General features: G+C 27.1%; 20 protein-coding genes and 1 riboswitch. Of the genes, 9 read left to right on the top strand and 11 right to left on the bottom strand.

The window, feature by feature from the left end; genetic code table 11:
- Window positions 1–13: 13 nt before the first annotated feature.
- The 9 genes from XO12_RS02285 to deoD all read right to left on the bottom strand — a co-directional run bounded on the left by XO12_RS02285 (window position 14) and on the right by deoD (window position 10,707).
- A complete protein-coding gene (locus XO12_RS02285) occupies window positions 14–649 on the bottom strand; it encodes a thiamine diphosphokinase (RefSeq protein ID WP_047265041.1) in 636 nt (211 codons plus the stop codon).
- Entirely contained in the window at window positions 649–1,740 is a 1,092-nt protein-coding gene (locus tag XO12_RS02280; RefSeq protein ID WP_047265042.1) for a hypothetical protein, read from the bottom strand. The genes XO12_RS02285 and XO12_RS02280 overlap by 1 nt, the downstream gene beginning before the upstream one ends.
- Window positions 1,733–3,232 (bottom strand): bifunctional ADP-dependent NAD(P)H-hydrate dehydratase/NAD(P)H-hydrate epimerase, encoded by a 1,500-nt coding sequence (locus XO12_RS02275; protein WP_047265043.1) that lies wholly within the window; start codon window positions 3,230–3,232, stop codon window positions 1,733–1,735. The genes XO12_RS02280 and XO12_RS02275 overlap by 8 nt, the downstream gene beginning before the upstream one ends.
- A gap of 193 nt (window positions 3,233–3,425) precedes the next feature.
- Complete coding sequence (locus tag XO12_RS02270; RefSeq protein ID WP_047265044.1) at window positions 3,426–3,665, bottom strand: glutaredoxin family protein; 240 nt, start codon at window positions 3,663–3,665, stop codon at window positions 3,426–3,428.
- Window positions 3,666–3,914: 249 nt separating this feature from the next.
- Window positions 3,915–4,229, bottom strand: coding sequence for an STAS domain-containing protein (locus XO12_RS02265; protein WP_047265045.1), 315 nt, complete (start codon window positions 4,227–4,229; stop codon window positions 3,915–3,917).
- 141 nt (window positions 4,230–4,370) lie between these two features.
- Window positions 4,371–6,359 (bottom strand): glycoside hydrolase family 13 protein, encoded by a 1,989-nt coding sequence (locus tag XO12_RS02260; protein ID WP_175419623.1) that lies wholly within the window; start codon window positions 6,357–6,359, stop codon window positions 4,371–4,373.
- A 4-nt stretch (window positions 6,360–6,363) separates the two neighbouring features.
- Window positions 6,364–8,163 carry an ABC-F family ATP-binding cassette domain-containing protein gene (locus tag XO12_RS02255; protein WP_175419622.1) on the bottom strand — a complete coding sequence of 600 codons (1,800 nt, stop codon included), beginning with the start codon at window positions 8,161–8,163 and terminating at the stop codon, window positions 6,364–6,366.
- 43 nt (window positions 8,164–8,206) lie between these two features.
- Window positions 8,207–9,946 carry a sensor domain-containing diguanylate cyclase gene (locus XO12_RS02250; protein ID WP_175419621.1) on the bottom strand — a complete coding sequence of 580 codons (1,740 nt, stop codon included), beginning with the start codon at window positions 9,944–9,946 and terminating at the stop codon, window positions 8,207–8,209.
- A 50-nt stretch (window positions 9,947–9,996) separates the two neighbouring features.
- Window positions 9,997–10,707 (bottom strand): purine-nucleoside phosphorylase, encoded by a 711-nt coding sequence (gene deoD, locus XO12_RS02245; RefSeq protein WP_047265048.1) that lies wholly within the window; start codon window positions 10,705–10,707, stop codon window positions 9,997–9,999.
- 138 nt (window positions 10,708–10,845) lie between these two features.
- Between deoD and XO12_RS02240 the strand changes: the two genes are divergently transcribed.
- Complete coding sequence (locus tag XO12_RS02240) at window positions 10,846–11,376, top strand: chromate transporter (RefSeq protein ID WP_047265049.1); 531 nt, start codon at window positions 10,846–10,848, stop codon at window positions 11,374–11,376.
- A gap of 1 nt (window position 11,377) precedes the next feature.
- Window positions 11,378–11,899 carry a chromate transporter gene (locus XO12_RS02235; protein WP_175419620.1) on the top strand — a complete coding sequence of 174 codons (522 nt, stop codon included), beginning with the start codon at window positions 11,378–11,380 and terminating at the stop codon, window positions 11,897–11,899.
- On the opposite strand, the gene XO12_RS02230 is transcribed toward XO12_RS02235, so the two are convergent.
- Together XO12_RS02230 and XO12_RS02225 are read right to left on the bottom strand one after the other, a co-directional pair.
- Entirely contained in the window at window positions 11,894–12,685 is a 792-nt protein-coding gene (locus XO12_RS02230) for a bifunctional 5,10-methylenetetrahydrofolate dehydrogenase/5,10-methenyltetrahydrofolate cyclohydrolase (protein ID WP_254867665.1), read from the bottom strand. The genes XO12_RS02235 and XO12_RS02230 overlap by 6 nt on opposite strands.
- Before the next feature lie 10 nt (window positions 12,686–12,695).
- Entirely contained in the window at window positions 12,696–14,357 is a 1,662-nt protein-coding gene (locus XO12_RS02225; RefSeq protein WP_175419618.1) for a formate--tetrahydrofolate ligase, read from the bottom strand.
- Between the two features lie 391 nt (window positions 14,358–14,748).
- Between XO12_RS02225 and XO12_RS11205 the strand changes: the two genes are divergently transcribed.
- The 7 genes from XO12_RS11205 to XO12_RS02190 all read left to right on the top strand — a co-directional run bounded on the left by XO12_RS11205 (window position 14,749) and on the right by XO12_RS02190 (window position 24,940).
- On the top strand, window positions 14,749–16,425 hold the full coding sequence (locus tag XO12_RS11205) for an HD-GYP domain-containing protein (RefSeq protein WP_197073305.1): 1,677 nt from the start codon (window positions 14,749–14,751) through the stop codon (window positions 16,423–16,425).
- Between the two features lie 55 nt (window positions 16,426–16,480).
- Window positions 16,481–16,582, top strand: a riboswitch (purine riboswitch).
- Between the two features lie 238 nt (window positions 16,583–16,820).
- Complete coding sequence (locus tag XO12_RS02215; RefSeq protein ID WP_047265052.1) at window positions 16,821–18,161, top strand: NCS2 family permease; 1,341 nt, start codon at window positions 16,821–16,823, stop codon at window positions 18,159–18,161.
- Between the two features lie 203 nt (window positions 18,162–18,364).
- Window positions 18,365–19,489 carry a 1-deoxy-D-xylulose-5-phosphate reductoisomerase gene (gene dxr / locus XO12_RS02210; RefSeq protein WP_175419617.1) on the top strand — a complete coding sequence of 375 codons (1,125 nt, stop codon included), beginning with the start codon at window positions 18,365–18,367 and terminating at the stop codon, window positions 19,487–19,489.
- The gene (locus tag XO12_RS02205; RefSeq protein ID WP_175419616.1) at window positions 19,486–21,669 is read left to right on the top strand and encodes a methyl-accepting chemotaxis protein; all 2,184 of its coding nucleotides are present in this window, start codon (window positions 19,486–19,488) and stop codon (window positions 21,667–21,669) included. Before dxr ends, XO12_RS02205 begins: the two co-directional genes overlap by 4 nt.
- A 144-nt stretch (window positions 21,670–21,813) precedes the next feature.
- Window positions 21,814–23,049 (top strand): ATP-dependent Clp protease ATP-binding subunit ClpX, encoded by a 1,236-nt coding sequence (gene clpX, locus XO12_RS02200; protein WP_175419615.1) that lies wholly within the window; start codon window positions 21,814–21,816, stop codon window positions 23,047–23,049.
- Window positions 23,049–24,053, top strand: a complete 1,005-nt coding sequence (tsaD, locus tag XO12_RS02195; protein WP_175419614.1) for a tRNA (adenosine(37)-N6)-threonylcarbamoyltransferase complex transferase subunit TsaD — start codon at window positions 23,049–23,051, stop codon at window positions 24,051–24,053. Before clpX ends, tsaD begins: the two co-directional genes overlap by 1 nt.
- Entirely contained in the window at window positions 24,047–24,940 is an 894-nt protein-coding gene (locus tag XO12_RS02190; protein WP_047265056.1) for a tRNA-dihydrouridine synthase, read from the top strand. The genes tsaD and XO12_RS02190 overlap by 7 nt, the downstream gene beginning before the upstream one ends.
- The last annotated feature ends 135 nt before the right edge of the window (window positions 24,941–25,075 follow it).

Here is a 25,075-nt window from a genome sequence, read left to right as displayed (position 1 = left end):
TCTGAAGCGACTCTTATGAGTCGCTTTTCCATCTGAAATATACCAGGCATCCTTTTAAATAAGAGATTTCAATTTTTTCATTTATAGTTTCATTGCTTATACCAATAGGGTTGTTAAAAAATAAAGTTCCATTTTTTAATGGATATTTAAAACCATTAAGATAAATTCCTTCTGTTCTTTCTGTTAGCGAAAAGATTGACCATATTTCACCTTTACTCACCTTTTTATCAAAATTTTTAGGTATTTTTGAAATTTCTAAAAATTCTTCCTTAAAAATAATTTCTGTATTATATTTCTTTAACAAAAGTAAAGCTCCAAATATATGATCTAATCTATTACCTAAAAAACCTGAAATAATAATTTTTTTTGATTTTTTTTCAATGGCAAAATCAAGAGCTAAATCAATATCTGTAAAATCTTTATCAGATCTATATTTTATAATTTCAACATCATTTGATTCTGCCCATTCTATCGATTCTTGAGATGCGGAATCCAGATCTCCAATTAAATAATCCGGTTCGATATCCAATTTTTTAAACAATTCAAGACCTTTATCTACTGCTATCAGAAGATCTGAATTACCTATAATATTTTTATAAAATTCAAGAGAACTTTTTGGAGTTCCACCTGATATTATAAAGGTTTGCATTATTTTCCACCCCTTAATTGATTTTTATATTTATTTACAGTTCTTCGAGATATTTTTATGTTTAATTTTTTTTCAATTAATTTAGATAATTTACTATCAGAAATATTCATATTGTTTTTTATAAAATTAAGTATAATCTCTTTTTTATTTTTTTGAGCATCTCTGGTATTAAAAAGAGTTGAAAATGGAAATATAATTTTTTTTAAATTCATAAAGTATTTTGATGCAATACTTCTGCTCACAGTGGAGGGTGAAATATTTAATTTTTGAGCTATTTCTCTTATTCCAAGTGTTTTTGGCGTGTTTCCATATTTTAAAAAATTAGAATTTTCTAAAACAAGTATTTCTGCCAATACATTTAGATATTCTTTTCTTTTATTGATAGCGTTTTTTATTATATATAATTTTTCCATTTCTTTTTCAATATACTTTCTTAAACTCTTTTCTTTAAAAGATTTAAGATTTTTGAGATATATTTCATCTATTTCCGGGAGAGTTGGGATATTTACCTGCCATTTTATGTTGCCGTTTTTTTCAAAAAAAATAATATCCGGCTTAGCATTTATATATATAATATTTTCTCCATTTTCTAAACTTGAGAGCGGCAATCCAAATTCTCCTTTTTCTTTTCGTATTTTTAATGCATCATTTAAAGATTCTTCAGCAAATCCAGAAGGTCCAAGGTTTTTAAGAATTTCAATTAATAAATCATAATCTTTTTTGTTGATATTATATTTTTTAATAAATTCTCGCTTTGAAATAGTTAATATTCCATTTTTATCGAGATATTCAAATAAAGTTTCTGCATAATCTTCAAGATAAGATGGGACAAGAGCTAAATATAAGGGTTTAATTTCTTCTAAAAAGCTGATTTTGTATGTTGTTGTTTCTAAAATATAATCAAGATAATCTAAACTATAAAAATTTAAATTATCCTCTTTAAATTTTAAGAATACATTTTCTAATATAAAGTCATTAATTTCATTATCGAGTTTATTTAAGGGCATTTGAATAAAATTTAATGCCTGTATTTGTTTTTGGTTTAGAGATTGTTTTTGCTTTAATTTTTGAAGCAATTTTCTTTTAATCATTCATGACCTCCAAAATAGCTTTATATAAGTTTTTAGCTATATCAAGAGGGGTTGAAAAATATTCCGATTTTTCACCACTGACGATTTCAGCAGTTCTACCAGATAAATAAGATGCAACAATACTTGCTTCCATAACATTTAGTCCCTGTGCAATTAGACCTGCGATGATACCGGTAAGTAAATCTCCGCTTCCTCCTTTAGATAATGCGGTATTGCCAGTAATATTGAAAAATGTTTTTTCACCATTTGTGATTATTGTGGTAGCATCTTTAAATACTATAGTAGCCTTTTTAACTTTTGCAAAATATTCAGTGTATTCATAATTTTGTCTTATTTCAATTTCATCAGTTCTTACAATTCTTTGCATTTCACCAACATGCGGAGTTAATACTATATTTTTTCTTAATCTTAATGCATCGACAGCATAAAGTGCATCTGCATCAACAACAATAGGAGCAGTTGAATTTTCAACAACACCTCTGACAAATTGCATAGTTTCATTTGAACGACCTAATCCAGGCCCTATTACAATAGCAGAAGCTTTTTTTATATTTTTATAGATTATATCAATATCCCTTAAGGAAAATTTATCTTTATTTAATGATTTATATATAATACCTGGTTCATGTTCTAAAACAGATGAAGATAATGAACTTGGTGTAATTAATTTAACCAATCCAGCGCCAATTTTTTGTGCACCTATTGCAGAAAGTACAGATGCACCTGGAAATTCAGAGGAACCTGCAAGAATTAAAACATTTCCAAAATCATATTTTTGAGAAAATTTCGGTCTTTTAGGTAATAACTTTTTTATCATCTGTTTTGTAACTAACTTTCTATGAGAAATTTTGAATAAATCTTTTGGAAATGAAAGAGGTGAAACAACAATTTTTCCTGAGTAATCTCTTCCTGGGAAAAAGATATGTCCAAGTTTATAACTACCAAAGGTTATGGTTTTATTTGCTTTAACAGCAGTATTATGTATTTTACCATTATTTGAATTTATCCCTGAAGGAATATCTATAGAAATCACATATCCTCTTTTTTTAGAGTTTATAATATCGATAATCTCCATAATCTCTTTTTTTAAATTGCCTTTTAATCCTATACCGATTAATCCGTCAATAATACAATCAGCAGTACTAACATGATTTTTGAAATCGTCATTATATTCTATAAAATTATTAAATCCAAATTTTTTGATGGTTTCTAATTGTTTTTTGAATAAATTACTTTTATTATTTCCTACAATAACAATTTTTATATTTTTATATCCTTCATTGAATAACAATCTGGCAGTTGCCAAACCATCTCCGCCGTTATTCCCACTTCCCAATACAAATAAAAAATGTGTATTTTTATTAAAATCTTTAATAATTTCGTTATAAATGGATAGTGCGGCCTGTTCCATTAGAACCTCAGAAGAAATTCCATATTCTTTTGAAGTATAATTGTCTATTTTTTTCATTTCTTCAGAAGTTAAAATATGCATATAAAATCCTCCTCATAATAAGTCTTATTTTAATTTTATCACATTTATTTAAATTTTCAGAGGGAGTAAATAAAAACTGAGGCAAAATACCTCGGTTTAATTTGATGATAGACATTTTTAAAAATAAAAATTTTAAATTATTTTATATTAGATTTAGTTATAATATAAAAACTGAGGCAAAATGCCTCAGTTTTTATATTCCTAACATTCTTTCAATTTTTGCTTTATCAAAACCAACTATTGTTTGATTTCCAATTTCTATTACAGGTACACCCATTTGTCCAGTTTTTCTAACCATTCTCTCAGCAGCTTTTTGATCTTTTTCTACATTATATTCTTTAAAAGGTATCCCTAATTCTTTGAAATATTTTTTGGCCTTTTTACACCATGGACATCTTGAGGTTGTATATATAGCAATTTTTACATGAGCCAACTTAATCCCTCCTTATTATATACAATTTGTATATATCTAAATATATTTATGCCATAATATATTTAAATTTAGAAGTACTTTTTGTAAAAAATAAAATTAGTTTAGCAACAAAAAAATTAAAAAATAGAGTTAGTTTCCAATAAAATAATCTTCCTTTTAAGGAAGATTATTTTATTGATGATAAACTTTTTTATATTAAAGAGTTTAAAAATATGTACTTTATAGCAAAGTTAAACATCTATAAGGAGATTAATCAACATTATATTCTCTCACTGGAATAATTTTATCCAGTCTAACGATTTCTATTACTTTTTTTACATTTTCATTTCTCACATTGTGTAACTCCATTGAGCCACCCTTTTTTTTGTAGTTCATAAAGAAATATAAAATTCTTCCTAATCCGCTACTATCAATATAATCAAGATTTGACATATCTATAAATATCCTTTTTATTCCATTTTCGGCTAATTCATTTAATTCATCTCTTAGTTCTTCAGAGTTGTTTATATCTATCCTACCATGTAAAAAAATCGTCGCACTATTACCATATATCTCCTTTTTCATAATTCTCCTCCTTTCTTAGCGAAGCTAAATGATTCGCTCTTTGTTTTAATATTTGTATTTTATATTTATTTTTAAGTAAGCCTTATCTTGACTTTTTATTTCCTTTTAAAGATACTGTCTCAAATATTATAACATAAAATGTTATATTTTTTGAAGTACGATAGCACACTTTTTTGAAATATCTCCTTCTAATATTCCATTATAAACGCTAAATTCTTTTCCTGTAACAGTTTTTGTGCTATATATAATTTTAAAATTTCCATTATTAATTTCTGATAACCATACTGGAATTTCGAATTTATATGTAAAATTGTTTATATTTACGATAACTATTAAGTTTTCTTTATTGTCCCATATATTATATACTATAAATCCTTTGTCCCAAGATAAAAATTCTATTGAACCATTTCTTAAAACATTATGCTCTTTATAGAATTGTATCATATTTTTCATAAAATTCAAATTTTCCTGGTATAAATTTTCATGTAATTTTTTCCATGGAAATGTTCTTCTATTATCTGGATCAGTCCAACCAGGTAATCCTATTTCATCCCCATAATAAAGACCGGGTGCTCCAGGTAATGTGAAAGCCATTAAATATCCAATTTTAAATATATCCCAATCTATATCAAATTCCGCTTCTTTATGTCCAAGAGTATTAGCTCTTCCAATTTTTTTAGTTGTACGAGTTGCCCATCTTGAGTGATCATGATTACTTAATTGATTTAAAGATACATACTTTGAATTTAGAGGTAGTTGGCTCCAAGCCCATTTTAATTGTTTTATAAACCATTCTGAATTTCCAATTAATTCTGGTTTGAAATCATCATTATGTTTTTCCATACCTGTTAAATAATAACTTATAGGATCCATTGAACCTATATAATTCATTATACCATCCCATGATAAACTTTCTATCCATTCTTTTGGAGATTCGTAATCTTCAGCAAATATTAAAGCGTTTTTATTAGCTTTTTTTACTATTTTTCTGAAATATCTCCAAAATGTTTTATTGATTCGTTTGCCTTTTCCCAAATCTCTAGCTACATCAAGCCTCCAACCGTCTGCGTTAAAAGGATGTTTTACCCATTTTTCACCTATTTGAGATATATATTTCCAAACTAACATTGTTTTATTATAATTTAATTTTGGTAAAGATTTATATCCCCACCAACCTTCATATTCTTCACCATGCCAGTAAAAATATTCTGATTCTGGTAATTCTTTATTATTTGCAATCCCTTCATTTTCACCATATATTTTATATTCATTAACCCACTTATGATATGAACCACAATGATTAAATACACCATCTAGAATTATTTTAATATTTCTTTTATGAGCTTCTTCAACAAGGTTAGAAAATAGTTTATCACTCTCTATTAGATTTTTTTTAGATGTTGTTCTTACTTTATATTTTTCATCTAAGTTTTCAGAATCTTCAACTATTACTCCTAAATGAGGATCTATATGCTCATAATCCTGTGTATCATATTTATGAGGACTGGGTGAAACAAAGATAGGGTTTAGGTATATTGCTTCTATTCCTAAATCTTTTAAATAATCTAATTTGTCAATTATTCCTTTTAAATCTCCACCATAAAATTCAATATGTCCTTTATCGGGATCTGGCAATTCATCCCAATTCTTTTTCTTTATAGGTTCTCCGTCATATATGTATTCACCACTAACAGGATCATTTGATGGATCGCCGTTATAAAATCTGTCGGGGAATATTTGATAATAGATGGTTCCAATCGCCCAATCTGGTACTTCAAAATCTGGAATAATAACAAAGTCTTCGATAGGACGTTTTTCTACTATTCCTTGAGAATCATATTTTATTTTTCTGTTAATTTTTATAAAATCCAATTCAAAATGATATCGTATTAATCTGTTAGTCAAGGTAAATTTTTTGGAAAAGTACCAATAAAATTCATTTTCTTTTTCCAATTTCATAATTGAATGTTTATATTTATGTGAATGTTTTTGCGTTGATAAATATAATTTTCCTGAAACAGGACCTAATTTTTTTGATACCCTGATTTTAATAGTAATTTCATTGCCTATTTTGGGATTTGTCGGGTTAAAGAAATTTTTACTTTGATCGGAATATATTCCGAAAATCATATAATCATCCTCCAATATTTTCCAGTTTTTGTATTTCAAGAATAATTTCATTTTCTTTTTTGGTAATATCTTCAAGCTGTTGCTCTAAACTATTTTTTTCTTCTTCCAATTTTATCAGTTTCTGATAATCTTGGGAATAAGAATACATTAAATTTTCAATATTTTCAATATCTATAATTATTTTTTCAAATTTTTCTTCTAATCTCTTTTTTTCACTTTTTAGTGATTTTATTTTATTTTTTATTTTTTTATTTGTTTTGTAGTCTATATTATAGCTATTTCCTTTTTTTATTTTAAATGAATCATTTATTAATTCTGGTAATATTTCATCGAATGATTTATATTTTAATAATGCTGAATTTTTAATCAAATAAAAACTATCAGATAAATTTTTTATTAAATTTTCATCATGTGATACCATAATTATAGCACCTTTAAATTCTTTTAGCGTTTCTTCAAGAGTTTGTATAGTAAAAATGTCCAGATGATTTGTAGGTTCATCCAAAATTAAAACATTAGGTTTTTGTAATATTAATTTTGCAAGAGCTAATCTGGTTAACTCTCCACCGCTAAGAGTTTCAACGCTTTTAAATACAGTTTCCCCTGAAAAACCGAATCTTCCTATATATTTTCTTACTTCATAATCCTGCCATTGTGGAACATCTTTCCAGATTAACCCCATTACATCAAGCGATTTGTTTAGTGAGGATATAACCTGATCTAAATATCCTATTTTTATATTATATCCCCAGTTAATATTCCCTTTTACAGGAGATAATTTACCTGTTAATAATTTTAATAATGTTGATTTCCCGCTACCATTTTTCCCCAAAATGGTAATTTTTTCCCCTTCATTTATTTCGAAATTTATATTTTTTAACAATAAATTATTTTCATTATAGCCAAAAGAAAGATTTTTAATTTCTAAAACTTTATAACCGGTTTTTTTAGGTTCTGGTATTTTTATTTTAATAATTTTTTCTTCCTGTAGTGATTGTATTTTTTCAAATTCTTTTAAAAGTTTATCCCGTAATTTTTCTCTAAATTTAGCCTGTTTCATCATTTTTTCTGTTCCCCATTTTCTAAACCTTTCAATCATTGAGTTTAATCTATTAATTTCTTTTTCAAGGTTTTTCTTTCTATTTGTTATATTAATGAGGATATTTTCTCTAAGAGTTAAATATTGTTTATAATTTCCTTTAAAATCCCATAATTTAAAATTGTTAATTTCCCAGAATCTATTTGCTAATTCTTTTATGAATTTCCTGTCATGCGATACAAATATCATAGCTCCTTTATAAGCTTTTAAATAATTAATGAGCCAATTTATAGAGTATATATCCAGATGATTTGTAGGTTCATCTAATATCAATAAATTGTAATCTCCTGCTAAAACTCTACCAAGCGCTAATCTTGTTAATTCACCACCACTCAAAGAATTTATTTTTCTATCCCAATGATTTTCATCGAATCCCATACCTTTTAAAACAGATCTTACAATTTTATTTTTCATTTCATCTTTTATATTTTTTTCAATTTCTTTTAAAACATAATTAAAAAGGGTTAAATTTAATTCATCAGCTCTAAATTGTTTTAAGTATCCTAATTTTAAATTTTTTGTTTTTAAAATATTACCCTCCAATGGTTCGATTTCCCCATTTATTATTTTCAATAGTGTAGTTTTTCCAGAGCCATTAGCACCTATTAAAGCTATTCTATCTTTTTCGTAGACTGAAAGGTCAATATCATAAAATATATCCTGAGTGCCAAAATTATGTGATACATTTTCTATTTTAAAAAGCATTGAACTCACCTCATTCATTATTTGCACATTGATAAAATTAATTCTATTGCTGGTGTTTCTCTTTGTACATTAATTTATCAGCAATATCGATTAATTTATCGATATTGATTGCATCATTCGGATAAATAGAACATCCAAAGCTTACAGAAATGTTCAATTTGATATTTCCAAATTGAAATGGCGTTTTAAGAGCTTTTTTTATTTTATTTACTACTTTTTTTGCTCCGTTTTTATCAGTATTAAACAAAGCAATTATAAATTCATCCCCACCTATTCTTGCAAACATATCACTTTCCCTTAATACAGAAGAGACCCTTTCAGCAAAAAACTTTAACACTTCATCTCCTATTCTGTGCCCATATGTATCATTTATTGACTTAAACTTATTTATATCCATATAAATAAATGCTATTTTTTGTTTTAATCTCTTTTCTAAAACTATAATATCTTTTATCTTAGAAATAAAAGCCTGTCTATTATATATTTTTGTTAAAAAATCGTATTCAGCAGATTTGCGAAGTTGTTCATCTACTTCTAATTTCCATAATAAAAATTCTAAATTTGATTTAATAATTTTAGCAAAATTTTTATCAATGTTTTCAAATCTTTTTTTATACGAATCAAGCGTTATAAAACCATATAAATTATTTTTTATAAATAAGGGGATTATCAAAGTTTCTTTTATTTTTTCTAAATTACCATATTTTATTAGTGTATTTTTATATTTTATATTTTGCGAATATTCTTCTTTCCAATTAGAAACAACATATGGATTTTTTAACAAAAATCTTTCACTATTTTCAATTTTAAATTTTATAGGTTTTAATTTGTTAATATCAAAACCTTTAACAGCTTTATACTCATAATGTTTTTTATTTTTAAATATAATAGCTCCTGTTTCTGAAGATGGAACTATGTCAACAAGTTTATCTATAATTTTTTGATATAGTTGTTCGTTCCATTGGGACGAGATTATTTCATTAGATAATTTTAAGAATTCATTTGAGAAATTATTTTCATATTCCAGATGTTGTATATATTTTTTTTCTTTTGTTACATCTATTCCGGAGGAAAAAATAAAAATTATGTTTTTTCCTTTTCTAATATAATTATTATGCCAAGATACAATAATTTTTTCCCCATCATTATTTATTATCTCATTTTCATAATATTCAACGGGTTCAATTTCTCCAGATAGTATTTTATTAAACACTTTTCTTACTTCATTTCGTAATTCCTGAGGAATAAAATTATCAAACCAATTTTTTCCTATTATTCTATTTTTTTTAACTTTTAATATTTCACATGCTTTATTATTAATATCATATATATTTCCATTTTTATCAAGAACCACATTTATAGTTTGTGCAAGATTAAAATAATTTTCAAATTTTTTCTTTTCAAATTCTAATTGTTCTTCAAGAATTTTTCTTTCTGTTATATCATAATCCACTTCCTGAATTATATATTTATTTTCTCCAATTAAAATAGGAGAAATATAAACCTCAACCCATTTTATATCCCCATTTATTGTTTTATATTTCCTTTCAAAAATATGAAATAATTCCCCTTTTTTTATTGCTTTTTTAATTCGCTGAATTATTTCTTTTTCTGTGTCATCTATATGTTTAGAATATGGGATTCCCTGCATTTTTTCAAGTGATGAATACCCCAATAATTCTGCAGCTTTTTTATTTGCTTTTATTAACTTTAAACTTTCATCCCAATAAAATATAGCATTATTGGAAAAGTTAAATAAATATTCATAAATATTTTTTTTCATAAATTCACCCCGATTTTTTGCTATAAATAAAATGGGCATAAAATGCCCATTTATGCCATTTCAAGAGCAATTTTCATCATATTTGTAAATGACTTCATTCTTTCTTCACTTGAAGTAGCTTTTTTGGTAACTAATGAATCAGAAACAGTTAATAAACATGCAGCATTTTTGCCAGTAACCATGGCATTTGCAAATAATGCAAATGATTCCATTTCAACAGCTATACAACCATAAGTGTCTCTTATTTTTTTATAATCTTCAAAATTAACTCTGTAAAAAACATCAGAACTGTGAATTCTTCCTTTATGAATTTTGATATTTAATGAATTTGCAGCATTTTCCAGTTTTTTATTTAATTCATTGGAAGGTTTTAAGATTTCATCATCTATACCTCCCATAACCTTTGCGAAAGTTGATTCGCTATATGCTTCTTCGACCAATATAACATCGTATAAATCAATTTCATCAGTGTAAGCACCACAAGATCCAACTCTTATTATATTTTGTACATCATAGAATTTAAATAATTCATATGAATAAATGCCTATACTTGGCATTCCCATGCCACTTCCCATAACACTAATTTTTTTACCTTTATATGTTCCTGTATATCCGAACATATTCCTTACGGTGTTAAACAAAACAGGATTTTCTAAAAATGTTTCTGCGATAAACTTAGCTCTTAATGGATCTCCTGGCATAATAACTGTTTCTGCAATAATGCCTTTTTTATCAACTTCAATATGTGGTGTAGGTATCATGCAAATCGCCTCCTTGAATTTTTTTGCAACCTATCTTAACAAGATATTATACATCTTTTTAATTAAGAAGAATATTCAAAAATAAAAAATTATGATAAAATACAAAATATAAGTTCTAAATAGAAAGAGGTGTTATCTTTGATTAGATTATTTTTTATTTTTTTTAGAATATCGGCATTGGCGCTTGGCGGTGGATATGCAATGATTCCTGTAATGTCAAAAAACCTCACATCTAAAAAGATGATTACAGAAAATGAATTTATGGAAATACTATCTATAGCTCAAGCAATGCCAGGACCTATTGCATTTAAAACATCATGGTTAATTGGAAAAAAAATAAAAGGTATAATAGGTGCAATTATAGCATCTTTGGGCGTATTAATACCTCCGTTTTTTAGCATAATTTTAGTAGCTCTAATATTAAAAAGATATTCGGATAATATTTATGTTTCTGGATTTACTAAAGGTGCATATGCATCATTAATAGGTATGGTTGCAGGGATTCTATATGATTTTGTGAAAACAACAAAATTTAATAAATATGATATTATAATTATAATATTATCCATATCAATAATATTTTTTTATCCTTCATATACTATTGTAACATTTTTTTCAACCATTATAATTTTTTATTTTTTGGAAAAAAGGAATGATGAAAATGTTTAAAATGGTCTTTCTTTTTTTTGAAATAGGTTTTATTTCGTTTGGGGGAGGATGGGCTTCTCTTGGTATTATAAAACAATTAATAATTGAGAATAAATTATTAACAGAAAAAGCTTTACAGGATGCTATTTCTATTTCCCAGATGACACCGGGACCAGTTGCTGTAAATCTTGCAACATATATTGGATATCTAAAATATGGTTTACCCGGAGCTTTTTTAAATACCTTATTTCTGGTAATGCCAGCCATTATATATTATTATACAGCTAAAATGTTTTTGAAAAAATTTAATTTAAATAAAAATTTATTAATGAAATCACTTAGATTAGGAACTGTTGTATTAATTTCAGTGACTTTTTTATCCGTATTAAAGCCAATAATAATAGAAAAAAATATTATCAGTGCAATTATAGCTTTGTATGCTTTAATATTATTTATAAAAACAAAGATAGATCCAATATATATAATTCTAAGTTCAGCTATAATTGGAATGGTTATTTTTTCATATGTTTCATATGGTTTATAATTTAACTTTTATCAGATTTTCAAAAAGGATTAAAGAGGTTATTTCTCCCACACCTCCAGGAACTTCTGTAACGTATGCTATATCTTTTACATCAGACTCTACATCGCCAACGATGTGACCATTTTTGATATTAATTCCAACATCGATAATTATACTGTTTTTTCTTACCATATCTTTTTTTAAAAATTCTGGTATTCCCGTAGCTACAACTATTATATCAGAATTTAAGGTTATATTTTTTAAATCTTTTGTATGACTATGGCATATTGTTACCGTGGCATTGTTTTCTTTATTCGAAAGCATTATTGAAACTGGTAATCCAACAATTACACTTCTGCCTATTACAGCAACATTTTTACCATCAAGATTTGTAAAATTATTTAATATTCTAACAACAGAATCAGCTGTACATGGTTTAAAATATGATTTTCCATATATTAAATTTCCTAAGTTATAAGGAGTGATTCCTTCAATATCCTTTTTAGGATCAATATATTGCAAGACTTCATAAGGTTCAAAGGGAAGAGGTTGAGATAAAAATATTCCATTAACTGACTCATCATTATTTAAATTTTCTATTGTCTTAATTAATTCTGTTTTTGAAGTTGCTATTTTTAATTCATATTTTATATTTAATTTTTTTGACAATTTTTCCTGAGAGTGCAAATATGCAAGTGTGGCTTTATCTGGTTCTAAAGCTACGCTTACTAATTTTAAATTTTTATCCTTTAACGATATGATTTTACTTTTAATTTTTTGTGCTAATTTATCAACCTTAATAATCATGTTTATCACCTTAAAACAAACCAGAAATATTACCTTTTGCATCTATATCGATTTTTTCAGCATTGGAATGTTTTGGCAGACCAGGCATTCTCATTATCTCACCTGCTAAAGCTACTATAAAACCCGCACCTGCGGATAACTCAAAATCTCTAATTGTAAAATTGTAATTTGAAGGGGCTCCTAATTTTTTTGGATTATCAGATATTGAATATTGTGTTTTGGCAACTATAACAGGCAGATGATCATAACCATGTTTTTTAAGGAATTTAATTTTATTTCTTGCCGCCATTTCATAATCAACATGTTTAGCTCTATATATTTCTTTTGCTAATTTTAATATTTTGACTTCTATAGGGTCATGCCAGTTATATATTGTATTTAATTCACTCTTTTTATTAGATTCAACGATAACTTTTTTGGCTAAATCAATGGCTCCCTCGGACCCTTTGTAGTATGCTTCATTTATAGAAATTGGAATGTTTAAATTCTCGACAAAATTAACGACAAATTTTATTTCTTCTTCAAAATCGGTGTCAAATTTGTTTAAAGCAACAATTATAGGTATACCAAATTTTTTTAAATTCTCAATATGTACTTTCAAATTTACAATTCCGTTTCTTAATGCGTCAAGATTTTTTTCATTAAAATCTTTTAATCCTCCATTATATTTTAAAGCCCTAATTGTAGCAACTAAAACAATAGCATCCGGTTTAAATCCAGCGGTAGGAGAAACAAAATCAAGAAATTTTTCCGCACCGAGATCTGCACCAAATCCGCTTTCTGTAACAACGTAGTCAGATAATTTTAAAGCCATTTTTGTAGCTATTAGTGAGTTTGTTCCATGAGCAATGTTGGCAAATGGACCACCGTGTATAAATGCTGGTGTGTTTTCAATTGTTTGAACCAGATTTGGGTTTATAGCATGTTTTAATACAGTTGCAAGTGCACCTTCAATCTTTAAGTCACCAATTGTAACTGGAACACCTTTTTTTGTCCTTGCAACCACTATATTTTGAAGTCTTCTTTTTAAATCTGGAATATCATCAGCAAGACACAAAACAGCCATTATTTCTGAAGCGGCTGTTATAACAAACCCATCTTCTCTTGGTTTCCCATTAGAGTGTCCGCCTAATGCAATTACAATCTGTCGTAAAGCTCTATCGTTCATATCAATAGCTCTTTTCCAGAAAATCCTTGTTTCATCTATATTTAAATCGTTTCCAAATTTTATATGTGCATCCAATACTGCAGATACAAGATTATGAGCTGTCGTTATAGCATGTATATCTCCTGTAAAATGCAAATTTATATCTTCCATTGGCAATACCTGAGAATACCCTCCACCAGCAGCACCACCTTTTACCCCCATTACTGGGCCAAGGGAAGGTTCTCTTAATGTTACAATTGATTTTTTTCCTAATTTATTAAAAGCCATTGAAAGTCCGATGCTTGTAGTAGTTTTTCCTTCACCAGCAGGCGTTGGATTAATTGCGGTAACAAGAATTAACTTTCCATCTTTTTTTCTTTCAATATTTTTCAAATAATTATGTGAAATTTTAGCGATATGATTTCCACATTGATGAATATATTCTTCACTTATTCCAAGATCAATAGCAATATCTGTTATTTTTTTTAGTGAAGCTTTTTTAGCAATTTCAATATCATTTAACATATAATAATCACCTCTCTTATATAATATTCGTATGAAAAATTTTTTGATTTTTTCATTGCAATTTTATTTAAGTTTTAAAAAAAATAGTCGATACAAAGCGTGTGAATGGGTGAGATATATCTTACAAGATTATATCAGAACATAGTTTTTGTTTATTGAAAATGCAACGTTAATTTTATTAATATTATATCAAAAAAATGGGTATATATAAAATCGATATGGAAAGATATAAATGACTTACTTTCTTTTAAATTTTACAGAATAGTTACTATAATTATTATTGAGAATTAATTGATAATATGATATAATGACCCAGGATATATGAATTAATTAATCAGTTGATATATTAATTTTAGTTAAACTAACGATTAAAATATTGTGAGGTATTAATATGAGATACAGTGAAATAATAAAAAAATACATTCAAAATTCGATAAGGCAAAATATAATTTTTTTGCTAATTATAATTGTATTATGGATTTTAATGTTTTTAAATATTAATTCAACTTTAAAGTCAGTATCTGTAATTAATTTAAATAATTTTAATGACATAATGAATCACTATTATTATCATTTGAAATATATCAGTATAATAAACGATGAAAAGTTGTTAAAAGATATAGGAATTTCAAATTTTTTTATAATCGATAAAAGTGGAAAAATTAGAAAAACTTTACCAGAAAACCAATTGGATGAAAAAAATATATCAAATACAGAATTTTATTCTGAACTAATAAAAAAAAATTCAGGTATTTTTATTTTTAGAAATAAGTTTTTTGATGAAAAATCTCATATATATATAGGTGGTAAATTCAGTAATAGTTATTTGATTGGAGAGTTGGATGAATTAAGATTTGAAATAGATTCAAATTATTTTTTAACAATTCAAGATAAAAGTGGGAGAATTATATATTCAAAAATTCCAGTAAAGGAAATAAAAAAATTTTCAATGATAAATAATAGAATTTTTATAAACAACACAACAAATTGGAATGATCTTAAATTAACAACTTCATTGGATATTACACTTCAATTATTATACAATTTGGTGATTTCTTTATTTGTATTTTTAATAATAATATGGAATTTAGTTTCAAGGGGGAAAAGTACTAAATTTATCCATAGATTTGAACTAGAATTTTCTAAAATAATAAAAAGTATGGAAAGCTTTTTAAAAGAATTAAGAATATTAGATAGACAGAGTTTTTTAAATATTTCTGTGAGTGATTTTGAAGAGATTTTAGAACCTATAAGGGATGAAAACTTTTATTTCGAAGAATTAAATGAATTGAAAGAAGTAGAATTTTTATCCATAAAAGAAATGCTTGAATTATTTGATGAAATCAGTGCATCAACTGAAGAGTTAGAAGCTACAAATAAAGAATTAGAAGATTTATATATGCAATTAGAAAAAGCATATAATGATCTCGAAGAATCATATAGAAAATTCTCTTCACACTTATCATCAATTGCTGAAGAATACGATGAAATCACAGGAAATCATATTGAAAGAGTGGCAAAATATTCGCGATTAATTGCTGAAAAAATGGGATTTGATTCTAAATTCGTGGATGATATAGAATCTTATGCTCCACTTCACGATATAGGAAAACTTATGATCAAACATGAAATCTTAAATAAGCCAGGTGGTTTAACAAGGGATGAATATGAAGAAATGAAAAAACATACAATATTTGCTGATAAAATTTTTGGAAAAGATGAACGTTTCAAAATGGCAAAAAATATAGCAATGTATCATCATGAAAATTATAATGGAACTGGATATCCTTTTGGTTTGAAGGGTGAAGAAATTCCAATTGAAGCAAGAATTGTAGCCCTTGCCGATGTATATGATGCTTTGCGTAGTGAAAGACCATATAAAGATGAATATACGCATAAGGAAACATATAATATAATTACCAATGGGGATTTTAAAACAAAACCAGATATTTTTGATCCGAAGATATTAAATATTTTTAAAAAATATCACAAGGAATTTGATAAAATATATACTGAATATAAGAGAAAAGAAATAATTAAGGTTGAAAAGTTTGATAAAGTTGATTAATGAAAATATATTTTTAATAGTTGGGATTAATGGTACTTTAGTAATATGAAAAAGTTGATAATATTTTTTTTCTTCCTATATAATCCTGAGAATATGGCTCGGGAGTATCTACCAAACAGCCGTAAACTGTTTGACTATAGGGAGAGGGTTGTAGGGTTTTTTGTTGCACCTCTCTTCCAGAGAGGTTTTTTGTGTTTTAAGGTGCCTATTTATATTTTAATTAATTGTATATAGATTTTTTCTATAAAAAATTATAGATTATGTGAAGTTATTTTTGTAACTTTGAAATTAAAATTAACATCATTTTAAACTAATAGAAAAAATAAGGTAACTCATATTCTATACAATAATGTTAAGGTTTTTTGATATTTTTATAACTCAGGAGGTGTTATGGGGTGGAAAAGTTTTTTAAATTAAAAGAAAACGGAACAACAGTAACAACGGAAATCCTGGCAGGGTTGACAATTTTTTTAAGTATGGCGTACATTTTATTTGTCAATCCTAATATTTTAGTAACAGCTATGGCTCCAGGAGCAGAGGTTGGTTCAACTGTTTATAGTCAGTTTTTTGGTGCTATAATGGTTGCAACAATATTTGGTGCTGCAACAGCAACATTGGTAATGGGATTATATGCTAATTATCCATTTGCATTAGCACCAGGTATGGGATTGAATGCTTATTTTACATATACTGTCGTATTAAAAATGGGAATTCCATGGCAAGTAGCTTTGGGTGCTATTTTTGTAGAAGGTATAATATTTATTCTTTTAACAGCATCAGGGGCACGAAGTTTTGTGGTAAAAGCCATACCTCAAAATGTTAAGTTTGCTACAAGTGCAGGTATAGGTTTATTTATAGCATTCATAGGGTTAAAAAGTGCAAATATTATCGTTTCAAACCCTGCAACTTTTGTAGGTTTAGGTGATCTGACCGATTCTAGTGCAATGGTTGCAATTATAGGTTTAATAATTACAGCTGTTTTATTTGCTCTTAAAGTTCCTGGTTCTATTTTATTGGGTATTATAATTTCTACTATAATTGGTGCATTTCCTGTATTTGGTGTTACTCATTATCAAGGGATTGTTGGTAAAATTCCGAGTATTGCTCCAACATTTATGAAATTGCAATTATCCTGGGGAGACCTTTTAACAGGATCTTTTTGGGTAGTAGTTTTAACCTTTTTCTTTGTGGATTTTTTTGATACACTTGGAACATTAACAGGATTAGCGCAAAGTGCTGGTTTTGTTAAAAATGGTGAAGATTTTCCAAGATCAAATAAAGCATATATGGCAGATGCAATAGGAACCTCGGTTGGTGCTTTGTTTGGAACTTCTACAGTTACTACATATATCGAAAGTGAAACAGGTATTGCGCAGGGTGGAAGAACAGGTTTAACTTCTGTTACTGTAGCGGTATTAATGTTATTAATGTTATTCTTCTCTCCATTGGGATTAACAATACCTGCTGCTGCAACAGCTCCTGCCTTAATTTTTGTTGGATCATTAATGCTTAAAAATTTAACAAAAATAAAATGGGAAGATACAACAGAAGCAGTGCCTGCATTTATTACAATTATCATGATGCCTTTAACATATTCTATAGCAAATGGTATTGCGCTTGGTTTGGTTGTATATCCATTAGTAAAACTATTTTCTGGTAAAGGAAAAGATATTCATTGGTTAAATTGGATTTTAGCTATAGCTTTTGTTTATTACTTAATATTCTTACAGCACTAAAAAAACAGCCTGCATAAATGCAGGCTGTTTTTTTATAATGTATGTTATAATATGATCAAAAATTTTGATATTAGATAGAAATCTTTTATTTAAATATAAATATTAAACTTTATTTTATATAAAATATTGTATAATATTAGATAAGAACAGTATGTAATAGATATTCTATATGTAATTTAAAATAGAAAAAAGGAGTGGAATTTGTGAGAATAGCTATAACTGGTGTTACCGGCTCTATTGGAACTCAAACACTGGAAGTTTTAGATTTTCTTAAAAAAAAGAACTTTGATTTTAAACTGGTTGGTGTAAGTGCAGGTAAAAATAAAGAAAAATTAATAGAAATAATAAAAAAATGGAAGCCTGAATATGCGGCTATTGAAAATGCTAACATGGAATCTTTTGATAAAACTATAATTTTTTCAGGTAAAGATTCAACAATAAAAATGCTTGAAAAATCAAAACCAGATTTTGTTCTGGTCGCTACTGGTGGTGCTGCTGGAATTAAATATACAATAAAATCAATTGAAGTAGCTAAAAGAATTGGACTTGCAAACAAAGAATCAATAGTGTGTGGTGGAAATATGCTTTTAAATTATGCAAGAGAACACAGTACTGAAATTATACCAGTTGATAGCGAACATAGTGCATTATTTCAATTGAAAAATGGAGACACATATCCTTCAAAAATAATAATTACAGCATCTGGCGGAGCGTTAAGAGATTGGCCGCTTAATAAATTGGATGAAGTTACAGTAAAAGATGTTTTAAATCATCCAGTATGGTCAATGGGAAAAAGAATAACTATAGATTCTGCTACTATGGTAAATAAAGGGTTAGAAGTAATAGAAGCATATTATTTATTTAATTTAAAAAAAGAAAATATAGATGTATTAATAAATAGAAATAGCCATATTCATGCTATTGTGGGATATCCTGATGGTGTTATGAAATTTCATTATGGTATTCCAGATATGAAAATTCCTATTGCGTATTCTATTACCTATCCCAGAAGAATCTATGAATATAAATTTCCCGATTTAACATTGGCACCTATAAAATTTGAAGAAGTTGATTATAATAGATATCCAGCTTTAAAAATGGCTTTTGATATTTTAGGAAATCAAAAACTACAAATTGTTTATAATGCTGCTGATGAAATAGCAATTCAATTGTTTTTAGATGGAAAGATTAAATATACAGATATATATAAATTAATATATCAAGCAATTAATAAATTTTTAGATAAAAATATTGAGATCAAAAAATTTAGTGATATAATATTAATAGATGAAGAAGTTAAAAATTTTATGAAAGGACTGATATTATGAAAAAAGTAAAATTTCATCAATCTATGGGGTTTAAAACCATATTTATGGTGTCATTAATTGTAATATTAGCATTTTTAGTTAATGGATTTATTTCGTATTATAATTTGAAAAAAATAACTGACAATTTTGTTAAAGAGGGAATAATGAAACAAAATGTTGAAAATATTTCTTCTACAATCGAAACTTTTAATGAAAATATAAAAACATTAGAAAATACATTAAGAACTGATGAAATAAATAGAATAAAAACAATAAATGATGTAACAAAAAGCCTGGTAAATAAAATAATTGAGGATTTAAAAAATGGAAAAATAGATGAAGATTCAGCTAAAGATAAAATAAAAGAAGAATTAAGAAAAATAAGATTTGACAATGGTCAAGGGTATTATTTTATATATGATGAAAATGGTATAAATGTTATGCATGCTGTAAAACCATCATTAGAAGGAAAAAATTTATATAATTTAAAAGATAAAACTGGCATTTATTTAATTCAAGAATTAATAAATGAAGCAAAAAAATCTTATGAAAATAATGATAGTGGTGTTGTTGTTTATTATTGGCCAAAACCAGGAGAACCTGAAGATAAATTATTTCCTAAATTAGGAGTATCTTTCTGGATTCCAGAATTTAAATGGATGGTTGGAACTGGTGTTTATATTGACGAAATTGATAAAAAAATCGAAGCAAAAAAAATGGAATTTTTAAATAAATTATATGATAAATTATATTCTAAATCATACATTGGTAATAATACTTATCCAATTGTTTATAATAAAGATGGAACATTTTTCATGGATAAAGATAAAAACAAAATAGGAACAAAATCTTCAGACATAGATCCTGAATCTAAAAAAATAATTTCCCAATTAGCTTTAGAAACGAAAACAGGTTTTTATAAATATATGTATCCAAAGGTTAAAGGTTCGGATAAACTCTATAAAAAAATAGCGTACGTAAAAAATATAGGTGATTTATATGTAGTTTTAGCAGTTTATGAAGATGAGATTTATCAACCTTTAATGAGATCAAATATAATAAATATTATATCTTTATTAATAACTATAATAATAATAATAATTGTTATATCTATTTCAATTAAAATATTAATTTCAAAACCAGTTCATAAATTAATTGAAAATATTGGCAAAATAGAAAAAGGTATATTAAATGAAAAAGTTGATGTAACATCTGAAACAGAAATTGGATTATTAGAACATTCTTTTGAGAATATGAGAAAATCGTTGAGAGAAATAATTATATCCTTAATAAAAGGTAATGAAATGATATATACAGAAAAAGATAGAATTTTAGAAAATTCGAATAAATTAAAAGGAATAGTAGAAAATGTTGAGGAATCACTTGAAAAAGCCTCTTTAGAATCTGATAATGCAGCATCTTCAATCGAAGAAACAAATTCAGGTATTGAAGAGGTTGCTTCAGCTGCCCAAATGATAAGTTCAGCTGCTCAGGATTTAAGTCAAAAAAGTAATGATGTTGAAAATTCTGTTATAATGGGGGAAAATAGTATCAAAGAAATCAATAATATAGTAAATGAAGCAAAAATAGCTGCAGGAGATAATGTGAAAAAGGTAAAGGAGTTGCAAGAAAAATCTAATAATATTGGTGAAATAGTTGATACTATAGTAAGTATTGCAGAACAAACCAATTTATTGGCATTAAATGCTGCAATAGAAGCAGCAAGAGCAGGCGAAGCAGGGAAAGGATTTGCTGTTGTGGCTGATGAAATAAGAAAACTCGCAGAAGAAACAAGGAAGGCAACTGAAAATATTTCTGATTTATTAAAAGGTATAAAAAATGAAACTGATATTGTAAGTGAAAAATCAGAATCTCTTTCAAATATAATAGAAAAAGTTGCTATAAAAAGTAATGATGTATCAGATGAATTTGGAAATATAAAAAATGCAATAGAAAATATTGTATCGATGGTCGACAGTTTGGCATCAAGTTCTGAAGAACAAAGCGCTTCAACTGAGGAAATGGCAGCAGCAATGGATCAGGCTTCTAATAATGTAATTAATGTAAATGAATATATTAGTAATTCAAAGAAAAATTTCAAAAATTTGGAAAGTAGAAGTGAAGAATTATTGGAAATTTCTAGAAAGTTAGAAATCTCTGTTCAAAATATGGAAAGTCTAATTAAAAAATTTAGGATATAAAAAGAGGCCACGGTTTATGCCTGGTCTTTTTTTAATATTTTATTGTTAAAGATATATTTAACAAATTATTAAAAAAAAGTCTTGAAAACTCCATATCAAGGTGTTAAAATAGACTGAAAACAAATTTTCATAGGAGGAATTGACATGAAAGAAAAGCATTGCTCATTTTGCGGAAGACCTGCCAGTAAGGTTGAAACATTAATAGCTGGACCAGGAGTATATATATGTAATGAATGTATAGAATTATTTTCTGATTTAATAGAAGAAGATTATGTGAAAGAAAATAGCAAAAAAGAAACTGTAAAAAAAGATAAAAAATTACCCACACCAGCGGAAATTAAAGAAGAATTGGATAAATATGTAATAGGGCAGGAGCAGGCTAAAAAAACTCTGGCTGTAGCTGTTTATAATCATTATAAAAGAGTATTTTATGGCAATACACACGATGATGTTGAAATAGAAAAATCAAATGTATTGATGATAGGTCCAACAGGTACAGGTAAAACTCTCATGGCAAGGGTTTTAGCAAAGATATTGGGAGTACCTTTTGCCATTGCTGATGCGACACCTTTAACAGAAGCTGGATATGTTGGTGAGGATGTTGAAAATATTATATTGAGATTATTGCAATCAGCTAATTTTGATCCTAAAAAAGCTCAGATGGGAATTATATATATAGATGAAATAGACAAGATAACAAGGAAATCACCCAATCCATCGATAACAAGAGATGTTTCAGGTGAAGGAGTTCAACAAGCCTTGTTAAAGATAGTTGAAGGAACGATTGCAAATGTCCCGCCTCAAGGTGGAAGGAAACACCCGTATCAAGAATTTATTAAGGTTGATACGTCAAATATATTATTTATAGCTGGTGGAGCATTTGATGGTCTTGATGAAATAATAAAACAAAGAATTTTAACAACAACAATGGGGTTTGGTACAGATATAAAAGGAAAAAAAGATATGAAATTGGGAGAAATATTGAAAAACGTTACTCAGGATGATCTTGTGCATTATGGATTGATACCGGAATTTGTTGGAAGATTTCCAGTTGTGACAACATTAGGAGATTTAAGTGCAGAAGATCTGGTAAAAATTATCAAAGAACCTAAAAATGCAATTTTAAAACAATATAAGAAAATGCTTGAATTAGATGGAATTGAATTGGAATTTACAGATGATGCATTATTGGAATTAGCTAAGTTAGCTTTAAAAAAGGGAACAGGTGCAAGAGCACTCAAAAGTGTATTTGAAGATGTTATGCTGGATATTATGTTTGAAGTGCCAAGTAAAAAAGGTATTGTAGAAAAAATTATTATTGATGAAAAGGTAGTAAAAAAAGAAAAAGATCCTGTAATAATTGAGCGGGAGAGTGCATAATGGAACCTATAATTTTTTCAATAGAAACATCATGCGATGAAACAGCAGTGGCAATATTAAAAGGGAAAAATAAAGTTTTATCAAATCTTGTTGTATCTCAAATTGATATACATAAAATTTTTGGAGGAGTTGTTCCAGAAATTGCTTCACGAAAACATTTAAATTATTTAAATGAGTTAACTAAAAAAGCATTTGAAGAAGCAGAAGTAGAGCCTGATAAAATATCTGCAGTAGCTGTTACATATGGCCCCGGATTAGTCGGGGCTTTGCTTATAGGTTTAAATTTTGCAAAGGGGCTTGCTTTAAATTTAAATAAACCATTAATAGGCGTTAATCATTTATATGGGCATATTTATGCAAATTTTATAGCTTTTCCAGAATTAAAGCCGCCTTTTTTAATTCTTCTGGTATCAGGTGGTCATACAATGATATTATTAGCAAAAGATTATTTGCATTTTGAAATTATAGGACAAACTATAGATGATGCAGCTGGTGAAGCTTTTGATAAGGTAGCTCGAATGTTGAAGCTTGGCTATCCAGGTGGCCCAAAAATTGATGAACTCGCTAAAAACGGAAAGCCTGTATATGATTTTCCAAAACCATTGTATAATAAAGGTTATGATTTTTCATTTAGCGGATTGAAGACATCGTTATTATATTTTATAAAACAAAATAAAAATTTTAAAATAGAGGATGTTGCAGCATCTTTTCAAAAATCATTAATTGATACGCTTATACATAAAACAATTAAAGCTTCAAAAGAGTTTAAAATAAATGATATTATAATTGCTGGTGGAGTTGCCGCGAATAGTTATTTAAGAGAAAAAATAAAAACAGAAAAAGAAAAAAATAAAAAATTGAATATATACTTTCCTCCATTAAATTTGTGTACGGACAATGCATTAATGATAGCAAGAGCTGGATATGAAAAATATATAAGAAATAAATTTGCAGATTTAAATTTAGATGCAATTCCGAATTTGGGGTTGAAAGATATATGTTAATTGGAAAAGTTGGCCTGGCCCCTATGGCGGATTATACAGATTTTGCATATAGGGAAATTTGTAGAAAATATGGTGCGGAATTTACATTTACTGAGATGATTAGTGTAGAAGCTCTTATCAGAAACAAACAGGAAAGTTTTCAAATGTTACCGAAAAAAAATGAAAAAAATATTGGTATACAGTTATTCGGCTCTAATATTGAAAGCTTTGTCAAAGCGGGACAAATGGTCCAACATTATGGAAATTGGATAGACATCAATGCTGGATGTCCTGTGAAAAAAGTGGTAAAAAAGGGTGCTGGGTCAGCGCTTTTAAAAGATTTAGATAAATTAGGTGAGATAATAAAAAAATTAAAGGAAAGTGTGAATATTCCTGTTGGAATTAAAATCAGATTAGGGTTTGATGAGGATATAGCTGAAAAAATTATAGAAGTTGTACAGAAAAATAAAGCAGATTATGTCATTGTTCATGCTAGAACACAAAAACAATTATATTCTGGAAAAGCAAATTGGAAAAGATTTAAAGATTTAAAACGAGTATGTGAAATTCCTCTTGGTGCCAGCGGAGATATATACACTTATGAGGATGTTAAAATATTAATGGAAAAATTTGGAGTAGATTTTGTTATAATTGCGAGAGGAAGTATAGGAAATCCCTGGATATTTTCAAACCAAAAACCGGACATAGAAGAATTAAAAGATATTGTATTAAAACATATTTCAATAATGATTGATGAATATGGTGAAAAAAAAGCAATAAGAAAATTTAAAAAAATTTTTATTGGTTATACAAAAGGAATGAAAAATGCTCGTGAAATACGGAAACAAGTACCGCATATAAACACATATTGCGATTTAAAAAGGGTAATTGATATGTATATTTTTTGAGAAAGTTTTAAGATAACAGTTTAATATTATTATTTAATGAATTTTTAAAGTATAATAAAAATGCAAAAGTATCATTTGCGTAAATACATTTACAAAATAGAATATATATTTTTTAGTAAATTGCCGGATAATTCC

This window comes from Marinitoga sp. 1154, from assembly GCF_013363285.1.
GTDB lineage: Bacteria > Thermotogota > Thermotogae > Petrotogales > Petrotogaceae > Marinitoga.
The sequence above is the reverse complement of the archived record's forward strand: the minus strand, read 5'-3'. Positions and strand labels throughout refer to the sequence as shown.

Coding starts and splice junctions, on each gene's coding strand:
- XO12_RS02250 (WP_175419621.1), bottom strand. CDS start 9,946: ATGAAAAAAAATATTTATGAATATTTATTTAACTTTTCCAATAATGCT.
- XO12_RS02280 (WP_047265042.1), bottom strand. CDS start 1,740: ATGATTAAAAGAAAATTGCTTCAAAAATTAAAGCAAAAACAATCTCTA.
- XO12_RS02230 (WP_254867665.1), bottom strand. CDS start 12,685: ATGATTATTAAGGTTGATAAATTAGCACAAAAAATTAAAAGTAAAATC.
- XO12_RS02260 (WP_175419623.1), bottom strand. CDS start 6,359: ATGATTTTCGGAATATATTCCGATCAAAGTAAAAATTTCTTTAACCCG.
- XO12_RS02265 (WP_047265045.1), bottom strand. CDS start 4,229: ATGAAAAAGGAGATATATGGTAATAGTGCGACGATTTTTTTACATGGT.
- deoD (WP_047265048.1), bottom strand. CDS start 10,707: ATGATACCTACACCACATATTGAAGTTGATAAAAAAGGCATTATTGCA.
- XO12_RS02255 (WP_175419622.1), bottom strand. CDS start 8,163: ATGCTTTTTAAAATAGAAAATGTATCACATAATTTTGGCACTCAGGAT.
- XO12_RS02225 (WP_175419618.1), bottom strand. CDS start 14,357: ATGTTAAATGATATTGAAATTGCTAAAAAAGCTTCACTAAAAAAAATA.
- XO12_RS02235 (WP_175419620.1), top strand. CDS start 11,378: ATGGTCTTTCTTTTTTTTGAAATAGGTTTTATTTCGTTTGGGGGAGGA.
- XO12_RS02275 (WP_047265043.1), bottom strand. CDS start 3,232: ATGCATATTTTAACTTCTGAAGAAATGAAAAAAATAGACAATTATACT.
- XO12_RS02285 (WP_047265041.1), bottom strand. CDS start 649: ATGCAAACCTTTATAATATCAGGTGGAACTCCAAAAAGTTCTCTTGAA.
- XO12_RS02205 (WP_175419616.1), top strand. CDS start 19,486: ATGAAAAAAGTAAAATTTCATCAATCTATGGGGTTTAAAACCATATTT.
- clpX (WP_175419615.1), top strand. CDS start 21,814: ATGAAAGAAAAGCATTGCTCATTTTGCGGAAGACCTGCCAGTAAGGTT.
- XO12_RS11205 (WP_197073305.1), top strand. CDS start 14,749: ATGAGATACAGTGAAATAATAAAAAAATACATTCAAAATTCGATAAGG.
- tsaD (WP_175419614.1), top strand. CDS start 23,049: ATGGAACCTATAATTTTTTCAATAGAAACATCATGCGATGAAACAGCA.
- XO12_RS02190 (WP_047265056.1), top strand. CDS start 24,047: ATGTTAATTGGAAAAGTTGGCCTGGCCCCTATGGCGGATTATACAGAT.